The 17,803-nt window shown below is 38.2% G+C and carries 17 protein-coding genes, 2 pseudogenes and 1 riboswitch; of the genes and pseudogenes, 6 read left to right on the top strand and 13 right to left on the bottom strand.

Annotation, left to right across the window (positions count from 1 at the left end):
* Positions 1-16: 16 nt before the first annotated feature.
* On the bottom strand, positions 17-1,138 hold the full coding sequence (locus MRBLBA3_RS16410; RefSeq protein WP_000416919.1) for an AI-2E family transporter: 1,122 nt from the start codon (positions 1,136-1,138) through the stop codon (positions 17-19).
* Between the two features lie 63 nt (positions 1,139-1,201).
* Positions 1,202-1,450: a GlsB/YeaQ/YmgE family stress response membrane protein gene (locus MRBLBA3_RS16405; RefSeq protein ID WP_000539733.1), complete on the bottom strand. Its 249-nt coding sequence runs from the start codon at positions 1,448-1,450 to the stop codon at positions 1,202-1,204.
* Between the two features lie 231 nt (positions 1,451-1,681).
* Here MRBLBA3_RS16405 and MRBLBA3_RS16400 point away from each other — a divergent pair, with 231 nt between their 5' ends.
* Positions 1,682-2,149 carry a GNAT family N-acetyltransferase gene (locus MRBLBA3_RS16400; RefSeq protein ID WP_363382294.1) on the top strand — a complete coding sequence of 156 codons (468 nt, stop codon included), beginning with the start codon at positions 1,682-1,684 and terminating at the stop codon, positions 2,147-2,149.
* A 33-nt stretch (positions 2,150-2,182) separates the two neighbouring features.
* Positions 2,183-2,327: riboswitch (cyclic di-AMP (ydaO/yuaA leader) on the top strand.
* 96 nt (positions 2,328-2,423) lie between these two features.
* Positions 2,424-2,567: a hypothetical protein gene (locus MRBLBA3_RS16395; RefSeq protein WP_000945247.1), complete on the top strand. Its 144-nt coding sequence runs from the start codon at positions 2,424-2,426 to the stop codon at positions 2,565-2,567.
* A 73-nt stretch (positions 2,568-2,640) separates the two neighbouring features.
* On the opposite strand, the gene MRBLBA3_RS16390 is transcribed toward MRBLBA3_RS16395, so the two are convergent.
* The 4 genes from MRBLBA3_RS16390 to MRBLBA3_RS16375 form a co-directional block, all read right to left on the bottom strand.
* Entirely contained in the window at positions 2,641-5,109 is a 2,469-nt protein-coding gene (locus MRBLBA3_RS16390) for a BC_3345 family exosporium-associated protein (protein ID WP_414646012.1), read from the bottom strand.
* Positions 5,110-5,166: 57 nt separating this feature from the next.
* The gene (locus MRBLBA3_RS16385; RefSeq protein ID WP_363382291.1) at positions 5,167-7,620 is read right to left on the bottom strand and encodes a collagen-like protein; all 2,454 of its coding nucleotides are present in this window, start codon (positions 7,618-7,620) and stop codon (positions 5,167-5,169) included.
* Positions 7,621-7,764: 144 nt separating this feature from the next.
* Positions 7,765-8,520: a class I SAM-dependent methyltransferase gene (locus tag MRBLBA3_RS16380; protein WP_000679192.1), complete on the bottom strand. Its 756-nt coding sequence runs from the start codon at positions 8,518-8,520 to the stop codon at positions 7,765-7,767.
* A gap of 41 nt (positions 8,521-8,561) precedes the next feature.
* Positions 8,562-9,104, bottom strand: a complete 543-nt coding sequence (locus MRBLBA3_RS16375) for a CGNR zinc finger domain-containing protein (protein WP_001072927.1) — start codon at positions 9,102-9,104, stop codon at positions 8,562-8,564.
* Positions 9,105-9,216: 112 nt separating this feature from the next.
* On the opposite strand from MRBLBA3_RS16375, the pseudogene MRBLBA3_RS16370 reads away from it, so the two are divergent.
* Positions 9,217-10,413, top strand: a pseudogene (locus MRBLBA3_RS16370) (MDR family MFS transporter).
* Between the two features lie 81 nt (positions 10,414-10,494).
* Here the strand turns inward: MRBLBA3_RS16370 and MRBLBA3_RS16365 are convergent.
* A complete protein-coding gene (locus MRBLBA3_RS16365; RefSeq protein ID WP_363382288.1) occupies positions 10,495-11,409 on the bottom strand; it encodes a tetratricopeptide repeat protein in 915 nt (304 codons plus the stop codon).
* A gap of 370 nt (positions 11,410-11,779) precedes the next feature.
* Here MRBLBA3_RS16365 and MRBLBA3_RS16360 point away from each other — a divergent pair, with 370 nt between their 5' ends.
* Positions 11,780-12,160 carry a hypothetical protein gene (locus tag MRBLBA3_RS16360; RefSeq protein ID WP_000727880.1) on the top strand — a complete coding sequence of 127 codons (381 nt, stop codon included), beginning with the start codon at positions 11,780-11,782 and terminating at the stop codon, positions 12,158-12,160.
* Positions 12,161-12,233: 73 nt separating this feature from the next.
* Positions 12,234-12,461, top strand: coding sequence for a DUF3923 family protein (locus tag MRBLBA3_RS16355; protein ID WP_001082013.1), 228 nt, complete (start codon positions 12,234-12,236; stop codon positions 12,459-12,461).
* Between the two features lie 96 nt (positions 12,462-12,557).
* On the opposite strand, the gene MRBLBA3_RS16350 is transcribed toward MRBLBA3_RS16355, so the two are convergent.
* From MRBLBA3_RS16350 to MRBLBA3_RS16330, 5 genes and pseudogenes are all read right to left on the bottom strand, one after another.
* Positions 12,558-13,106 carry a DUF2179 domain-containing protein gene (locus MRBLBA3_RS16350; protein WP_000938445.1) on the bottom strand — a complete coding sequence of 183 codons (549 nt, stop codon included), beginning with the start codon at positions 13,104-13,106 and terminating at the stop codon, positions 12,558-12,560.
* A 234-nt stretch (positions 13,107-13,340) separates the two neighbouring features.
* Entirely contained in the window at positions 13,341-13,754 is a 414-nt protein-coding gene (locus tag MRBLBA3_RS16345) for an ATP synthase subunit I (protein ID WP_000616833.1), read from the bottom strand.
* A 53-nt stretch (positions 13,755-13,807) separates the two neighbouring features.
* Positions 13,808-15,136 (bottom strand): hemolysin family protein, encoded by a 1,329-nt coding sequence (locus tag MRBLBA3_RS16340; protein ID WP_000402261.1) that lies wholly within the window; start codon positions 15,134-15,136, stop codon positions 13,808-13,810.
* A 120-nt stretch (positions 15,137-15,256) separates the two neighbouring features.
* A complete protein-coding gene (locus MRBLBA3_RS16335) occupies positions 15,257-15,664 on the bottom strand; it encodes a MerR family transcriptional regulator (RefSeq protein ID WP_000285631.1) in 408 nt (135 codons plus the stop codon).
* A gap of 142 nt (positions 15,665-15,806) precedes the next feature.
* Positions 15,807-16,153 (bottom strand): annotated as a pseudogene (locus MRBLBA3_RS16330) (SH3 domain-containing protein).
* Positions 16,154-16,358: 205 nt separating this feature from the next.
* Between MRBLBA3_RS16330 and MRBLBA3_RS16325 the strand changes: the two are divergent.
* The gene (locus MRBLBA3_RS16325; protein WP_000814752.1) at positions 16,359-17,246 is read left to right on the top strand and encodes a DMT family transporter; all 888 of its coding nucleotides are present in this window, start codon (positions 16,359-16,361) and stop codon (positions 17,244-17,246) included.
* Positions 17,247-17,266: 20 nt separating this feature from the next.
* Here the strand turns inward: MRBLBA3_RS16325 and MRBLBA3_RS16320 are convergent, their stop codons facing one another.
* Positions 17,267-17,803, bottom strand: a complete 537-nt coding sequence (locus tag MRBLBA3_RS16320; RefSeq protein ID WP_363382281.1) for a hypothetical protein — start codon at positions 17,801-17,803, stop codon at positions 17,267-17,269.

Raw genomic sequence — 17,803 nt, 5'->3', positions numbered from 1 at the left:
TGTTTTAGCTCTTTTTTCACGTATTCAACTTAACAAATCTATACCCATGCGTTACTAACACTTTTAATATCGCATATCCTGGAATTGCTAAAATAATCCCCATAATTCCAAATAAATTTCCGGCAGTTAAAATAATAAAAATGATAGTAATCGGGTGAATGTCTAGCTTTTTCCCCATGACTTGCGGAGAAATAAATTTACCTTCTGCTAATTGTACAACCATCATAACGATAATTACTTTTAACACCATTGATGGCGAGTCAATAAACGCGATAATTAATGCTGGTGTAATTGCAATGATTGGTCCTACGTACGGAACAATATTTACAATCATTGCCAAAATAGCGAGTAGTACTGCATATTTAATACCAATAATAAGGTAACCGATTAATAGCATAATACCGATAAACAAGCTAACAATAATTTGCCCTCTAATATACGAGCTAATCGCATAATGCATATCATCTAGTATTCTCATCGCTGCTGGTTGTCTTTGCTCTGAAATAAACTTTAAAAAGTGATTCGGTAATTGCTCACCATCTTTTAAAAGATAGAACAATATAAACGGAACCATTACAAACGTTAAAACGACCTCTGTAACAGTACTTAAAAATCCAGTTACATTTCCAGTTACTGATGATAATGATTTCGTAAAATCAACTGTGTAGTCTTTTACCATACTCGCTACATCAATATTTAAATTCTCCTGAATTTTTCCTAGTAAATTACTTTCCCCGAATCTACGTGCTGCTCGTTCAATTTCATGACCGAAATACGGTAAGTTATCTATTAATGCATCGATTTGATCTTTTATAATCGGTATTACTGTTACAACTAAAAATACAAATAATCCTAGTACTATTATATATATAGAAGCTATTGATACGATTCGTGAAACACCTTTCTTTTCTAAAAGCGAAACGAATGGATGTAAAATATAAAATAGCACACCCGCTAATAATACCGGGAAGAAAATTGTTTTTAAAAAGACGATAAACGGAGTAAAAACAAAAGAAATTTTCGTTAGCAATAATATGTTGATAAACAATAATGCAAACCCAAGTAGCACCGCTAAATAATTTTGTTCTCTAAAAAACTTTTTCAACTTATCTCTTTTTCTTATATTTACTTTTTCCAACTAAACCACCTCTTCGAATGATGAAAAGCCCTTATTCAGGGCTTTTCGTCATGATCTATATCTTTATTTCCTTGCAGCTTTCACTACAAATGATACAATAAGAATTAATACAATTGCACCTAATAATGCTGGCACGACATGAATCCCACCAAATGATGGTCCAAAAGATCCAAATAATCTACCACCTAACGAAGCACCTAATAAACCTGCGATAATATTTCCGAACATACCACCTGGAAAATTTTTACCCGTTATAGAACTAGCAATTGCACCTATAATAGCACCAACTATTAATGTGATAATCCATCCCATTTTTAGTCCTCCATTTCTATTATAGTTTGTATGATCAAACATAAGGGTAACCAAACTCTTATATAAGATTATACATTCATTTACACTAAATATATTCTACTATAGAAATATAGCTTAGAATAATATATGTATGGAGATACATATATTATATGCAAAAAAGAAAAATATTGTCAAACTTAGCCAAAAAGGAATTATATTAATATATCATATGTAAAGGAGGTTTCTTGATCTATGATTCACAAATTGCATTCCAGTTCTTTTGAGGTAGCATCATCCATATTACAAGTTCAAATCCCAGCCTATAAAGTTGAAGCAATCTATTTAAACAGTACTGCAATACCCCGTTTATATGATACTGTAAACGATATTCAAAGTTGCGATGAAACATTCTATGGATATTTTTCTGAAAATAAACTTGTCGGTTTTATTTCCTTTATGCAAGAAGAACAACGAATTGATATCCACCGACTCGTTGTATCGCCTGATTTTTTTCAAAAAGGAATCGCAACGAAACTGCTACTTTATATTTTTAACATGTTCCCTTCTTCAATGACATACATTGTACAAACAGGTAAAGCGAATACCCCTGCTATTACATTATATAAAAAACACGGATTCATTACAGTATCAGATACAATACTTCCTAATGGTATGATTCTTACACAATTTAAAAAAGACAGAAAACATAAAAAAATTTGACTTAACTGTTTGTTCATGTTATTTTTTACCTTATAAAACCTTTTGCTGAGTCCAAATTTTGGAGCGGGGGAACCACTTATGTAGCTTTTTGCTACTTGGGGCGAATCTTTTTTAAGTAGGGAAACTCTCACTTCCCGAGTCCGACAGCTAACCTCGTAAGCGTAATGGGAGAGGAAGGTGCTTTTTGCCTATGTTACACAGTATGCCTCCTTAGTTATAAATATGGGAACGATACCAATAGACACCTATATTTATAGAAAAGGAGAAATGTATAATGTTACGTTTATCAGATCACGAAATAAAAATGATGGAACAAAGACTTCGACTAGAACAACACCGCACATATCAAGCAAATAAAGTTATAGATAACTTACATCACAAATACTTCTTTCAGCATATTTTTCAACCGAAAAGATAAAGAAAATGTTTATTTAATATTAAAAAACACAAGGTGTGTCTTACAAAGACATTCCTTGTGTTTTTTATATTCTTTATAAAATTCTCACTACATTTAAACTTGCCGTAATCGCACCTGCTATAGTGGTCACATGCCCTACACCTAATGGGCCATTTTGTAATATTAACGTTGAATTGGCACTCGCTACATTTACAAGAAGTGTATTTGAAATGGCTGGTTCGATTACTACAGTTGATGTCGTTACGTTTTGTATAAAACTCCCTGTCAATTGGCTTCCATTTAATAGTAATCTGACAGATACTGTCTCATTCCCAGCACTTGCATCCCCTTGAAAATAATAACTTACTAAATATATTCCTGGTGTAGATACGGTAACGGTTGTGGCACTAGTTAAAGATACACCTGCTCCATACACGGTAGATCCACTATTAATTGGAATATTGGCATTTGCCGCAATTGCACTCGTTGATGTAGAAAAGAAATAGCCGCCACCTGTTGATATTGCAGACGATCCAGTTGGACCGGTTGATCCAGTTGAACCTGTTGCACCAGTTGGACCGGTTACTCCCGCCTGACCGGTTGATCCTGTCGCTCCTCTTATTCCTTGTGCCCCTGTCGGACCAGTCACACCGGTCACACCAGTCGGGCCTGTTGCTCCCGCCTGCCCCGTTATCCCTTGTGGACCTTGAATTCCTTGAGGACCTTGAGGGCCCGTTACTCCCGTCGGGCCTGTTGCTCCCGCCTGCCCCGTTATCCCTTGTGGACCTTGTATTCCTTGCACCCCTTGTGGACCAGTTGCTCCCGTTGGGCCTGTTGCTCCCGCCTGCCCCGTTACCCCTTGTGGACCTTGTATTCCTTGTATTCCTTGTGGACCAGTTGCTCCCGTCGGTCCTGTTGCCCCGGTTAGACCAGTTGGACCTGTTGATCCGGTTATTCCTTGTATTCCTTGAGGTCCAGTTGGGCCTGTTGGACCAATCGGACCTTGGATTCCTTGCAGACCTTGAATGCCCTGTGGACCGGTTGTGCCTTGTATCCCTTGTATTCCCTGAATTCCTTGCGGGCCGGTTGCACCGGTTGGACCTGTTGGACCTTCTGGACCTTGTACGCCTTGGATTCCAGTCGCTCCGGTTGGACCTATACCTCCTTGTGGACCTTGAATTCCTTGGATTCCTTGAGGACCAGTTGGACCCGTTATGCCACTTGGCCCTTGTACTCCTTGTAAACCTTGAGGACCGGTTGGACCTATTGGACCTTGGATTCCTTGTAGACCCTGTAAGCCTGTTGGTCCGGTTGCTCCCATTACTCCTTGCTCACCTTGAATTCCTTGCACTCCTTGTGGACCTGTTGGACCTATTGGCCCCTGTGCCCCTTGCACTCCTTGTGGACCTGCCTGGCCTGTTGCTCCTATCGGTCCCTGTACTCCTTGTAAACCTTGTAAACCTGTTGGACCGGTTGCTCCCATTACACCTTGTGGCCCTTGAATCCCTTGGTCACCCGTTGGACCGGTTGCCCCCATTGGTCCCTGTACGCCTTGCAAACCTGTTAAACCGGTTGCCCCGGTAGGTCCCATTACACCTTGAACACCTTGAATTCCAGTCGCTCCGGTTGCCCCTGTCGCCCCAGTTGCCCCCGTTGCTCCTGTTGCCCCAGTTGGGCCTCCTGGTGATCCGGCTGGACCCGTTGGGCCGGTTGGGCCTCCTGGTGGACCGGTTGGACCGGTTGCTCCTGTTGGACCCGTTGCAGATCCAGTTGGGCCGATTCCCCCAGTTGAGCCTGTTGAGCCTGTTGGACCTGGATCCCCTTGCAAGCCCGTTACTCCTGTTGGTCCTATTACACCTTGCACTCCTTGTATCCCCTGAGAACCTGTTGGACCTGTTAGACCCATCTCACCTTGTGGCCCTTGTAAACCTTGAACACCAGTTGCTCCTGTTGGTCCCATTGGCCCTTGTTCCCCTTGAATTCCTTGAGAGCCTGTTGGACCGGTTGGACCAATCGGACCCTGAATGCCTTGTATACCTGTTACACCTTGTAAACCACTACTCCCTAAATCCCCTTGCATACCTTGTATACCAGTATTTCCTGTTGGACCAGTCGGACCTAATTCGCCTTGCACTCCTTGTATACCTTGTATTCCTGTTGGACCCGTTGGACCAATTTCACCTTGCATACCTTGAATGCCTTGTATTCCTGTTAGACCTGTTTCTCCCATTGGACCAGGTATTCCTTGGATACCTTGAATTCCGGTTGGACCGGCTGGCCCCCTTTCTCCTTGTATACCTTGAACACCTTGAATTCCCTGTGGACCTTGTTCCCCCATTGGTCCTTGACTCCCTTGAGAACCTCGTGGTCCAGTTAAACCTGTTGGGCCTATTGGACCGATCTCTCCCTGCACCCCTTGCACTCCTTGAATTCCTGTCGGACCAGTCGGACCAATTGGCCCTTGTACTCCTTGTATCCCTTGTGGTCCAGTCGGTCCACCTAAAGAACCAGTCGGACCGGTTGGTCCAGTGGGCCCCGTAATACCTGACGGCGGAAAAGGAATAGGTGCTTACTACACTTATCTTGATTCTTCACAAGCATCTCCCCCCGTTATAACATATCAAACTATTTTTAATACATTTAAACTAGCTGTAATCACACCAGATAATGTCGTTACATGTCCAATAGCTAATGGACCATTTTGTAATGACAAGGTGGAATTTGGAGAAGTAACTTCAATTATCATCGTATTAGAAACTGCTGGTTCTAATACAAAAGTACCTCTTGTAACATAAAGAATAAAACTCCCTGCGACTTGCGTTCCATTTAAAGTAAGCCTCACGGAAATCGTTTCATTCCCCCCATTTGGATCACCTTGAAAATAATAGCTGACTAAATATATTCCCGGCGTACTTAACGTTACAGTTGTTGCATTTGTTAAACTGACACCAGAACCAAAAGTTGTAGATCCTGAATTAATTGGTATTAACGCATTCGCTGCAATTGCACTCGTTGCAGTAGAAAAGAAATAACCTCCTCCGCTAGGTAAACCAGTCGCTCCTGTTGCACCTACCATTCCTAAGAAACCTATAGACCCTGTACTACCAGTTGCTCCTCTAGGTCCCACCGCGCCACTTAGGCCTTGACTACCTTGCGCTCCAATCGGCCCTATACTGCCACTAACCCCTGTCATTCCACTTACTCCAGTTGTACCTTGTAGACCTTGAATACCTTGTAAACCTTGTATTCCGGTTACTCCCGTTGCTCCTGTAGGTCCAGTCATTCCTGTACTTCCTTGTATCCCCATAATCCCTTGAACGCCTTGCAACCCTTGCGCTCCAGCTGCTCCGGTTACTCCCGCCTGACCTGTTTCTCCAGTTTCACCAGTTATTCCAACATTTCCTTGAGTTCCCTCAGGGCCCTGACTACCTTGCGGGCCTTGTATTCCTTGCGGGCCTGTTATACCGTCTTCCCCCACATTCCCTTGTGGACCTCTAATTCCTTGCGCTCCTGTTGGACCTGTTATTCCTTGGATCCCTTGAAAACCTTGAGTACCTTGTGGACCGAGTGGACCTGCTATCCCTTGTAATCCTTGAGGACCTTGCAAACCAATCGCTCCTGTTGGACCTGTTATTCCTTGAACTCCTTGTGTACCTTGAGCACCTTGTGGACCAGTCAATCCATTTTCCCCTTGTATTCCTTGCACTCCTTGAAGACCTTGTACTCCAGCTGCTCCTGTTTCTCCTCGTATTCCTTGTGGGCCTTGGACTCCTGCCGCTCCTGTTGTGCCTGTGGGACCTATTATTCCTTGTAACCCTTGTATTCCTTGCGCTCCTGTTGGACCGGTTACTCCTTGTATTCCTTGCATACCTTTAGGACCATCTGCACCAGTTGGACCGATTTCTCCCTGTGGACCTTGTATTCCTTGTGGACCTTCTACACCGGTTGCTCCTGTTATACCTTGGTTGCCTTGAGGCCCTTGTGGACCTTGTACTCCAACTGCTCCAACTACACCTTGGGAACCTTGTGCTCCCCTTACACCTTGAGGACCAGTTGGACCAGTTATACCTTGTAACCCTTGCACTCCTATTGCACCAGTTCCCCCTGTTATACCCTGTGCACCAGTTTCACCCGTTGGACCTGTTGGTCCCCCAGGTGGACCGGGTGGGCCAGATGGACCAGTCACTCCACTAGATGGACCAATTGGACCAGTAGTGCCCATCGGACCACCCGGTGGTCCTTCTAGGCCTTGCGTACCAATACTCCCTGTTGCTCCTGTTATCCCTCGTACTCCTTTTGCCCCTTGAAAACCGATTGATCCGCTTATTCCTTGTATTCCTTGAGAACCTTGTGGACCTTGTGGGCCTATCACACCTGTTATCCCCTTTATTCCACTTATGCCTTGTGATCCTTGTATTCCAGTAGAACCAATTGGACCAATGACACCTTGTATCCCTTGATCACCTTGTGGTCCTTGCCCTCCAGTAATTCCTTGTATTCCTTGCGGGCCTTCTTCTCCCTGTATACCCGTAGCGCCTTCCTCTCCCTGTATTCCTTTCGCTCCTTGGGAACCTTGTGGACCCGTTACACCCGAGATGCCAGTTTCACCCATCTCACCTTGCATTCCTTGTGCTCCTGTTTGTCCCCGCTCCCCTATTTCTCCTTGTATTCCTTGCGGGCCTTGTAAGCCTTGACTACCAGTAGGGCCTTGCACTCCTTGTATCCCTTCTAGTCCTTGTACTCCAATATCACCAATTGGACCTTGGTTTCCAATCAACCCTTGAGAACCTTGTAAACCAATTGGACCAGTAACCCCTTGCGCTCCAGTATCCCCAACGGCACCTTGCATTCCTTGTGCTCCTGTTGTCCCTCGCGGACCTTGTATTCCTTGTATCCCTTGAGGACCTTGTGGACCCGTTGCCCCTCTAGGACCGGTGATGCCTGGAGGACCGACTGGACCTTCATGGCCTCCAGTTGGACCAGTCGGACCACTGTTACCAGCTGGTCCAATTGCTCCCACAAGCGGAAGAGGCAGTGCCACTCCGAATTTTTTGCAATTTCTATGATGACGCACAACAATCCCCCTTCCCAAAAATAATTACACTTTTTATATGAAATGCATTTTTATATGAAAAGTACACATTCAACCTCATTTTTTTTACATAAAGAAGCCTATCATTTCAAATATAAAATGATAGGCTTCTTTATTTTCAGCAAGTTATTTCCTCGCCTTAATAATAAAAGTAGTTGGCACCATTCTAGCTTTATATAAAGAATAATATTTCGTAGAAGGTGTAGCTACTTCTTCATCAAATACACGAGACGGTTCAGGCTCTTCTATTCTCTCAATTGTAAATCCCACTCTATTTAACATATTTATGTATGTACTTATTTTTCTCTTATATAATGTCGCTTGTACATTTTCTCCTTTAAATGTTTCAAACGTAATAGGAGTTTCCTCATGATAAGAAGACTTTAAAGCAATCTCTTCTGTACCATACTGTAAGTTTGAATATACTGGATGCTCCCAGCTAAAAATAAAACTTCCTCCTGGCTTTACATATGAATAAATCAGTTCCAACGTTTTTCCTAAATCTGAAGTCCATCCTAATGCATAGATGGAATATACAATATCAAAATACCCTTTCGGAATATCTCCTTCTTCTTCCATTGCTCCGCATATTAACTTTGGATTCCAACACTTTAACGTTTCTTTCGCTGTATTAATTTGTGTACTTGAAAGATCTAGACCCCATAATTCTGCCGCCCCATGTTCAGCCATATATTGCAACGAATGCCCACTTCCACATCCAATATCAAGAACTTTTTTATTTTTGATTGAATCGAACAAATGAATCTCATCTTCAGACGCTGTATACGGGCCATATTTCGGTAAACAATCCACTTGAAAGAAATAAGGTGCAACTGTATCCCAACACTTTTTATTTAAAGCTAACATTTGTGTACCTTTCATACCCTACATTCCCCCATCCCATTTTCTTTTCCTACTATAAATTACACATTATACCCCGATCTCCCTTTTCTCTTCGCCCGGTAATTTTTCACTTTCGCGATCGTTCCGCACGCTCTTCCTCCTTCTTCTCCAGCATACATACCGCACCATCTTTTACTTCCATTTCGCGAATGATCATAAAATACCCAGCGACAATCTGGGCATGCTTTTAACCTCCCCCACAAATTTTCTTGAATTGACATTAACACAATGCTTAATACTTTTGTATATACATTCTCTTCGTGCACAGGCTCATATGTAATACCTTTCATATCTTCCTTTACATGTACATGAAATGGGTATTTCTCTAACCACTTTTGCAATGATCCTTCGCCTTCAACCGTTAACCGAATATCTTCTCGAAAACTTTTTAATTCCTCTATCGTATGAAATGGAACCTCTTTATGAAAATATTTTTTCATAAAAAGCTTTATATCCTCTTCTGTTTGCAGCATATCAATTGGCTCTCTCGTATCGTTTGGTATTTTCCATGTATTTAAAAATTCCCGAATATATTCTAATTCATTTGGTGCATTTTGATTCAATTCCATCCACCTTCTTCTTAAAATTTACTTTTTTCTGACTTTATGTATAATTATAATATAAAATAGTTAACCATTAAATAATTTTGATGGTTACGATATTAGGAGGAGTTCTATGAAAAGTTTCTCAATACCGATACGTTTCATGCTTATTTCTTCATTCTTTATGTCTTTTGGGTATTTTGCAGTATACGCATTTTTAGCTATTTATCTATTAAGCTTTCTTCATTTTTCTGCTGTTCAAGTAGGAACAGTGTTGACGGTTATGACAATCACATCACGAGTTATCCCATTATTCTCAGGATTCATTGCTGACAAAATAGGCTATATCATTATGATGATAGCCGGATTATTTTTAAGAGGAATCGGGTTTATCGCTTTAGGAATATGCTCTGATTTCTATACAATTTCTATTTCTTCTGCACTTATTGGCTTCGGAACTGCATTTTACGAACCTGCTGCGCGCGCCATATTCGGCTCACAACCAGCTCATATGAGAAAAAATCTATTTACATATTTAAACCTTAGTTTTAATTGCGGTGCAATAATCGGACCAATTGCAGGAGGGTTCTTACTCTTACTCGATCCAATCTATGCTTTTTCTCTAACAGGATCTCTTATGCTGTTATTCGCTTTTATCTTTTACTTACTTAAAAATCCCTTCCAAGTCACTACTGAAAACACGTCTATTACATTAGGGCTACAGGCTATCTTACAAAACAAATCTTTCCTTTTGTTTTCGTTTATTATGATTTTCTTCTATATTATGTTTACTCAGCTTACTGTCGCACTTCCACTTCATATGAAAAACATTAGTAATAGCAACCAGCTTGCTACACTAGTTATTACGATAAATGCAATAACAGGCGTCATATTTATGGTGTTATTCCGAAAACTATTTCATAAATACAACACACTTTTGATTATTAAGTACGGTGTTTTATTAATGAGTATTTCCTTTTTACTCATTCCTTTATTTTAACACCCATATTGGCTATTTATTTGTGTAATTTTATTTACAATCGGTGAAACACTCGTATTACCTAACGCTGATATCGCTATTGCAAATTACAGTAACGAATCATATACAGCTACTTACTTCGGATTTTATCAACTATCACTCGCATTTGGTTTTATCATCGGTAATTATACCGGTACATCTTTTACATCCAACTTAAACGGAATGTATACACCATGGCTTATTTTCGGCGGAATAGGACTTATTGGTTTTATTTCACTCCATATTTTAAATATTAAAAAAGGGGGCTCTAAAGAGGATATATACCTATGTAATGAGACGAAACATCTGTAACACATTACAATTGAGATGGTACCTTTAGACAAGCAGCCTATAATAAAAAATTCGACCATCATGTTTGACAGTCGAATCTTTTTATTTTTCATATTCAAGATGATTATGTCTTTTACAACCAAACAAATAGCAAGCCCCTATATGATCAGTTTCAAATTCTAAACCTGGAACATATCCAGATTTGATACGTTCTATCATTTTTTTATAACAATTATTCTCTTCTTTATATTCCTCAATTAACTCTTTCTTATCTTTTTCTGTCCAGTTTTCTTCTACTTCTTCATTCTGAACATCTTCTATATCTGCTGTCTTCGCTTCGATAGATTCCCGTATAACTTCATTTATACGGGAGAAATTATTAGCTTTATATAGAGCATAAACAAATCTACCAATCCAATTGGGGCTTTTCCAAACTTCTTTGTATCCCTTTTCGAACCATTCAATTGCTTCTTTATAGCAATTCAACTCAACATATAAATCTGCTACATTAATTTCTCCTACAAAATTATCAGATTTCCTGTTAAAAGCATCTAACTTCTCTTTCGCTTCTGTCGTTCGCCCTAAATCAATTAAACATTTTACATAGTTATACATTATATAGTCCGAATCCCCTGCAACACGCAAGAAAAATTCCAAAGCTTTTTCCAGCTCTCCAAGATTATAATGAGCTACAGCTACATTGTGATATGCTTCATTGGATGGTTGAATCGAAATAGATTTTTGTAATGCTTCTTTCGCTTCTTCCCACTTTTTTTGTTTCATGTAAATTTCTCCTAAGATGTTATAAGGAAAGTATGAGGAAGGATTCAACTTAACAACTTCTCTTATTAATTCAAGAGCTTTATCATCATTCTCTTCCTCATATAAGTACATCCAAGCAAGATTATTGAGAGATTGTACATCTCTAGATTCACGTACTGCTTGTTGAAACAGTTCCATTGCTTCCTCATATTCATTTTGTTCAAACATTTCAATTGCCTTCTCATTAATGTTCAAGTAACTACCTCCGAAGTGAATGAATTCATCTATTCTATATTATTTTAAAATGTAAAAATTGTAATTTCCATAAAAATAAGAGCGCTTCATATTAAGTTCTTTCTCCTTTCTACATTTCATCATATATTTGGATATCCAATTCGTAATGATTTTAGTAACACCGCTTTCTAAAGAAAATAAATACCTACTGTAAAAATACTGATTTACAACAATAAATAAACTTTTCAATCCCACTTAAAGTAGATATACAGCCTATTAAAATTTACATATTATGGTACAATTAAAAAAAGAGCGCTAGTTAAACATTTACGTTCCACACTAGCAGTCTAGCAATACTAAAATCAAAAATCACTTGAAATTGGGGGATGTTATGAAAAAGAAATTAATTGTTCTTCTATTCATCGGAATCATATTATCCGGATGTTCAATTATAACAGAAAATTCTTTAGAAACTGGAAACGGCAGTATTGAATTATTAACACCAATGATTACAACAACAGATAATGAATTAGAAATTAAGACCGAGGGCATTGATGAAAATAAAGTAACTTTTATTTACGTTGCCAATAAAAAAGTCTTTGAACAAAAAATAAAAAATGATGAATCCTACAAACTTGATATTACGAGTATCAAGGATGCTCATAGAACAGATTACAAACCAAGGGTCCAACTTTTACAAACGAAAGATGATACTCAAGATGGAGACATGGTAACCTTTAAACAAGTTAGATATACAGTTGAAAAAGAGTAGTTTTATAGTTATCGCATTTTAATATAACGAATAAAATATATTTTAAAAGAGAATACATCTGAGAGGTGCTAATATGAACAGACGATGGATTTATTGGTGGATTGGTAACATATTTTGGATTATCACTTTCGGGATATTGGCAGCTATCATTTGGCTAAGAGAGGTTGATGGTGCTGGTGTTACTCAAACACCTGAGCTTAAATCAGTGGCATTTATCGTTTTATTAATTGCATTTATATTACCAATAATTATTCAAGTTGTATGGTTAATTGTTAATCTGAGAAAGAGCAGAAAAAAATAACATATAAAAAAGAGAGGAATCTTTTTTAAAATAGATTCCTCTCTTTTTTATATGGGGATTATGCCGTGCTTTTAAAGCTGCACTACTCCCCTTTCTTTACGATGCATGTTCATCTTTCTTCTTCATTAACGCTCTCTTCTTCATCGCTTTCGTTAAGTATCCGCCTTTAAATGAACGAATTTCATAAGAAGACATAAATGCTTTTGGTGCAATTTCATTAATGATTTCTAACAGTTCTTTTTCTCTAGAACGCTTTGCAACGATATCTAAACGATAACGGATTGAATTAATACCTTCACCTTCAAATACTGTAACACCAAATCCAGAGTGACGTAATTCATCCACTAATTCATTACAACGGTCTAGTAAACTAACTTGATACGTAATATAACCAATTGCTAATTTATTCTCTATATAACCGCCTAATAATAGTCCCGCACTAAAGCCAATGACATAGGCAATGATGTTCATCCAATTCGATAAATCTTGAAACACAATACCTAAACTGACAATATAAATTGCACCTTCTAACAATCCTACACCTGCAGCGGATCTTGTTTGATTCTTTACAAGCAAAATCGTACGGATTGTTAAAGTTGGAACGTAAATAATTTGAAGCACAAAAATAAGTAAAGCTTGTAACATTGGTATCCACCTCTTTCGCAAATTCTTTTGTCATGATAACATACATAAGCTTTCGAAATCGATGGGTTTTTAAATTTTTTCAAATTTTTTTCCACACTATTGAAAAACCTAAAAAAGAGGCGTATTATATTGGGTCGTAAATTCAATTGTCATTATTAAATCGCTCATAGTACATTAACTATTGCGCAATTTATTCTCAAACACAAAAAAAAGAACCCCATTAGGTCCCTTTCATCATAGCTCTATGTTTTTCGAAGCTTGTTCTCTTTGCTTCTCTTCTTCTTTTACTAGCTGCATGTTTGCATAGGCTAAATTCGCAATCATTAAAAAGTGTCCACCTAAAATACCCGTACCAAATGCCCACATTTCCATTTCATGCTCAATTTCATACATAATGATAGCCCCTAATATTGCGGCTGCAAATCGGTTTAAAACTCCTAATCCAGGAGCCTTTTCTTTCATCACGATACTTCTTCCTAGTTTCTCCACTCTACGAGCTAATAACCAAAGACAATATGCGCTAACTGCTAAACCAATACCGAACCCTGTCACTTGTTTTCCAAATGGAGTAATCGCCCACATTAGTAGTAAACCACTAAAGATTGTATACAATTGTAATCGATATACACGTAAGGCTACTTGAATCAAAATATCCGCTCCTAATTTCACATTTTATTATGTGTCAGAAGAAAAGCAGCAACTTACACAGTTGCTGCTTTCTCTTGTTCTTGTTCATGATCCATTTTTTGAATTTCAACACGTTTAATTTGATAAGCATCTTTTTCTAACACTTTAAATTCATAACCTTCTGCTTCAACGTATTGTCCTTCTTCGATTTCATGATTTTGCATCATAATCCATCCACCGATTGTATCCACATCGTCTTCTTCAATGTGTAATCCAAACAAATCTTTTACTTCTGATATAAGCACTTTTCCATCAACAATTTTATGGTATTCGTTCACATGTTGAATTGGTGGTGCTTCATCTTCATCATATTCATCACGAATTTCGCCGACGATTTCCTCCAATATATCTTCAAGCGTTACAATTCCAGCTGTTCCTCCGTACTCATCATATAAAACAGCCATTGGAATTCGCTTCTTCTGCATTTGCAGTAATAAATCATGAATTGGAGTAGTTTCCATAACTTCAATAATCGGACGCATATACGTGCGAATCGATGATAAATCTTCTTTATCGTTGTTCATATATCGAATAAAGAAATCTTTTACATTGACCATACCGATAATATCATCTTTATCTTCTCCAAAAATCGGATAACGTGTGTATCGTTCATTTTGGATTACTTTCATGTGTTCTTCTACTGAATCTTCAAGATAGAAACCAACGATTTCCGTACGCGGTACCATGATTTCTTTCGCAATGCGATTATCAAATTCAAAGATATTATTTACATACTTGTATTCAGCTTGATTAATTTCTCCACTTTCGTAGCTCTCTGAAAGAATAAGACGTAACTCTTCTTCTGTATGAGCTACTTCATGTTCAGAAGCTGGCTTCAAACCGAATAAACCAGTTACAACACGAGCAGAACCATTCAATACCCAAATAAATGGATACATAGCTTTATAGAATATCATTAACGGACCTGCTAATAACAATGTCACTTTTTCAGCTTTTTGAATTGCCATCGTTTTCGGAGCTAATTCCCCGACTACAACGTGCAAGTACGTCATCGTCATAAATGCAAGACCAAATGTTAATACTGATGAGATAGACGGATTTAAATTCCATTTCTCAAATAACGGGTGTAATAATTTTTCTATCGTCGGTTCACCTAACCAACCAAGTCCCATCGCTGTAACTGTAATACCTAATTGACAAGCAGATAAATATTCGTCTAAATTTGTTGTTACTTTTTTCGCTGCTAATGCGCCGCGTTTCCCTTCCGCAACAAGCTGATCAATGCGACTTGAACGTATTTTTACAATCGCAAACTCTGCTGCTACGAAAAATCCAGTAAATGCGATTAAAATCGCAACCATGACTAAATTAAATATTTCCAATGAATCCCCTTAGTTAAAAAAACTAAGGTGTCCACCTCCTGTATACTATAATGTTTTCTTATTTGTTCGTTAGAAAACATAGCCCGATACAAAAATTAAAGAGGTCGGATTTCACTTATTCTATAATAATAGAGCAAGTGTCTGTAATAAAGCTGTCGTTTGACCTGATAAAGATTTCGATATTTTTTCACGTTGTGAATCAGTCAATTCATCTAAAAGAGGCTTTAACTCCGTTAGTTCTGCTTCTAATCTATGAATATGGTCTGTCACTTCATTCACATGTTTCGAAACGTGTTCATTGATACCGAGCAGCTTTTTCTTCTCCTCGATTTTCTCTTTAATCTCACAAAGCGGCATATGCATTTCTTTGCACTTCTCAATAAATTGTAATGTCTCAAATGCTGTTTCGTCGTAATAGCGATAATTAGATTGAGATCGCTCCGCTTTTAAGATACCTAGATTCGTATAATAATCAATCGTTCGTTTCGACACGTGAGCCATGAGAGCCAACTGTCCGATTCGATACACCTTCCCAACGATCTTCCCCCCTTGTTTATATTACTACAATCATACAATACATAAACTGTACAGTCAAACGTGACGGTTTGTTATTCACAATTTATACACAATTTCACGTCTCATCTTATACTATTCAAAAATATGTGTCCTATTATTGCTGCAAATTTTCTTTCGGTACCCATCCAGCTTCACCATTTACCGTTTCAAACCAATCCATCCATTCAGTTCTGCTAACCCAATTAGTATTTCTCCACTACTCAATTGTAATTCTTTTGCAGTATGTCGCTTTATAATAACTCCACTTTCATCTGTACACTTACTTATTATTTGCTCTGGTACCCAGCCTTTCCTATTATAATTCTCCTCCGAACAACGCACCCAGTTATCCAACTTTTTTGGTCCCTTATGCTTTTCACTAACAGAAACAAGATCTCCCTTCTCTAAACGAATTGGATCCGGATAATCACTGGCATGCAACTTAATAGCAATATTTTTCATAACACTCTACAATAATCAGAAAATTAAGTTATAATGTCATTATAAAAAAAGAAAGGAGACTACGCTCATGTACTACAACACTTCATTCGAAAACGATCAACCTGTAGTCCGTCTATAATCTAAGACGGGCATTCATATAACAAGTGCACTATGCCTCGTCTTAGGGAATAAATCATAACCCTAAAAATAGACGGAGGTAATTCAAATGAAACAAACAATTTTAGGTGCTATATGTTTATCTCTAGCAGCAAGTATATGGGGCGGTATGTACGTTGTTAGTAAATACGTACTCGACTTTATCTCGCCACTTACACTCGTTTGGCTACGCTTTATTATCGCTTTTGTTGTTTTATATGTAATTTTGAAAATAACTGAAAAAAAGCAAAAGAAAAAAGTAACCATCCACAAAAAAGATTGGCTATTATTTGCTTGGATTGGATTCATCGGGTATTTCATTTCAATCACATGTCAATTTATCGGAACGAAATTATCCGATGCTCATACAGGCTCCTTAGTGACATCAGCTACACCTGCATTTATGGTTATATTTGCAGCGCTCATTTTAAAAGAGAAACTAACTACTCGTAGACTTTTATCAACTATAATAGCGACACTCGGTGTCATTATCGTTATCGGATGGGATATTGAAATCGGCTCCTATTTTATCGGTTCAATCATTTTAGTTGGAGCTGCTATTACGTGGGCTTTACTGTCCATTTATGTAAAAATCGCTTCAGCTCGATTTTCATCTTTAATTATTACAACGTACGCAATATTTTTTTCACTCTTTTTCATTACACCTTTTATGGTATGGGAAGTTCAAACAAATCCTATTGAACATATGAACATGTATGTAGTATTGGGCGTACTCTATTTAGGAATCGTCTCAACTGCAGGTGCATTTTTCCTTTGGAATAAAGGATTAGAATTAATGGATGCTAGCATCGGCTCATTATTTTTCTTCTTTCAACCTATCGTCGGTTCAATACTTGGCTGGCTCCTATTAAATGAGACGTTAAGCAGTAACTTTTTCATTGGTGGTATCCTTATTATATGTAGTGTTATAATTACTACTTTTGAAAAGCAAAAATAGTATAAAAAACAGGCAGAGACTTAGTCTCTGCCTGTTCGCATAATTGGCTCTTGGTCGTGAAAACCGATGCAAATTGGTATATTACTTTGTAATCCACTACATGCACTTATAAAACTACACACTGTTCTTGCAATTAAATATAAAGTAATACCAATTGCCTTTTCATTTGTATCAAAGCCATTTTCAGCATACAAACCTGCTAATTCTACTGACCTCGGTCCCTCAATATCATACGTCCATTCACAAGCCCAATCATCATCCTCTTCCTCAAGTGGAATATAATCGTCACAAACATAGAACTGACTATTCCATTCATTATCCAAATCATACTCAAAATAAATTGTTTTTACCTCTTCACTTGCAGTAATTTCTAAAGCTTCTTTCAAACCTATCCTCATACTTTCCCTGTATGAATCTAATGGAATCAATTTAATGCGCTCCGCATCCTCACTTGACGCTAGTGTGCGACAAATATCATAATACTTCGATTCTATTTGAGATACTGATAACGAAAATACATCTTCCTGCATTTCCTCTAAATACTGAAACATATCCAA

It is taken from the genome of Bacillus sp. LBA3-1-1.1 (assembly GCF_040676495.1).
In the GTDB taxonomy this organism is placed as follows: Bacteria; Bacillota; Bacilli; order Bacillales; family Bacillaceae_G; genus Bacillus_A; species Bacillus_A nitratireducens.
This window is presented reverse-complemented; position numbering and strand designations above follow the sequence as displayed.

Excerpts from the sequence above, each read along its gene's own strand:
- MRBLBA3_RS16405 (WP_000539733.1), bottom strand. The coding sequence starts at position 1,450 with ATGGGATGGATTATCACATTAATAGTTGGTGCTATTATAGGTGCAATT.
- MRBLBA3_RS16400 (WP_363382294.1), top strand. The coding sequence starts at position 1,682 with ATGATTCACAAATTGCATTCCAGTTCTTTTGAGGTAGCATCATCCATA.
- MRBLBA3_RS16395 (WP_000945247.1), top strand. The coding sequence starts at position 2,424 with ATGTTACGTTTATCAGATCACGAAATAAAAATGATGGAACAAAGACTT.
- MRBLBA3_RS16380 (WP_000679192.1), bottom strand. The coding sequence starts at position 8,520 with ATGAAAGGTACACAAATGTTAGCTTTAAATAAAAAGTGTTGGGATACA.
- MRBLBA3_RS16360 (WP_000727880.1), top strand. The coding sequence starts at position 11,780 with ATGAAAAAGAAATTAATTGTTCTTCTATTCATCGGAATCATATTATCC.
- MRBLBA3_RS16355 (WP_001082013.1), top strand. The coding sequence starts at position 12,234 with ATGAACAGACGATGGATTTATTGGTGGATTGGTAACATATTTTGGATT.
- MRBLBA3_RS16350 (WP_000938445.1), bottom strand. The coding sequence starts at position 13,106 with ATGTTACAAGCTTTACTTATTTTTGTGCTTCAAATTATTTACGTTCCA.
- MRBLBA3_RS16325 (WP_000814752.1), top strand. The coding sequence starts at position 16,359 with ATGAAACAAACAATTTTAGGTGCTATATGTTTATCTCTAGCAGCAAGT.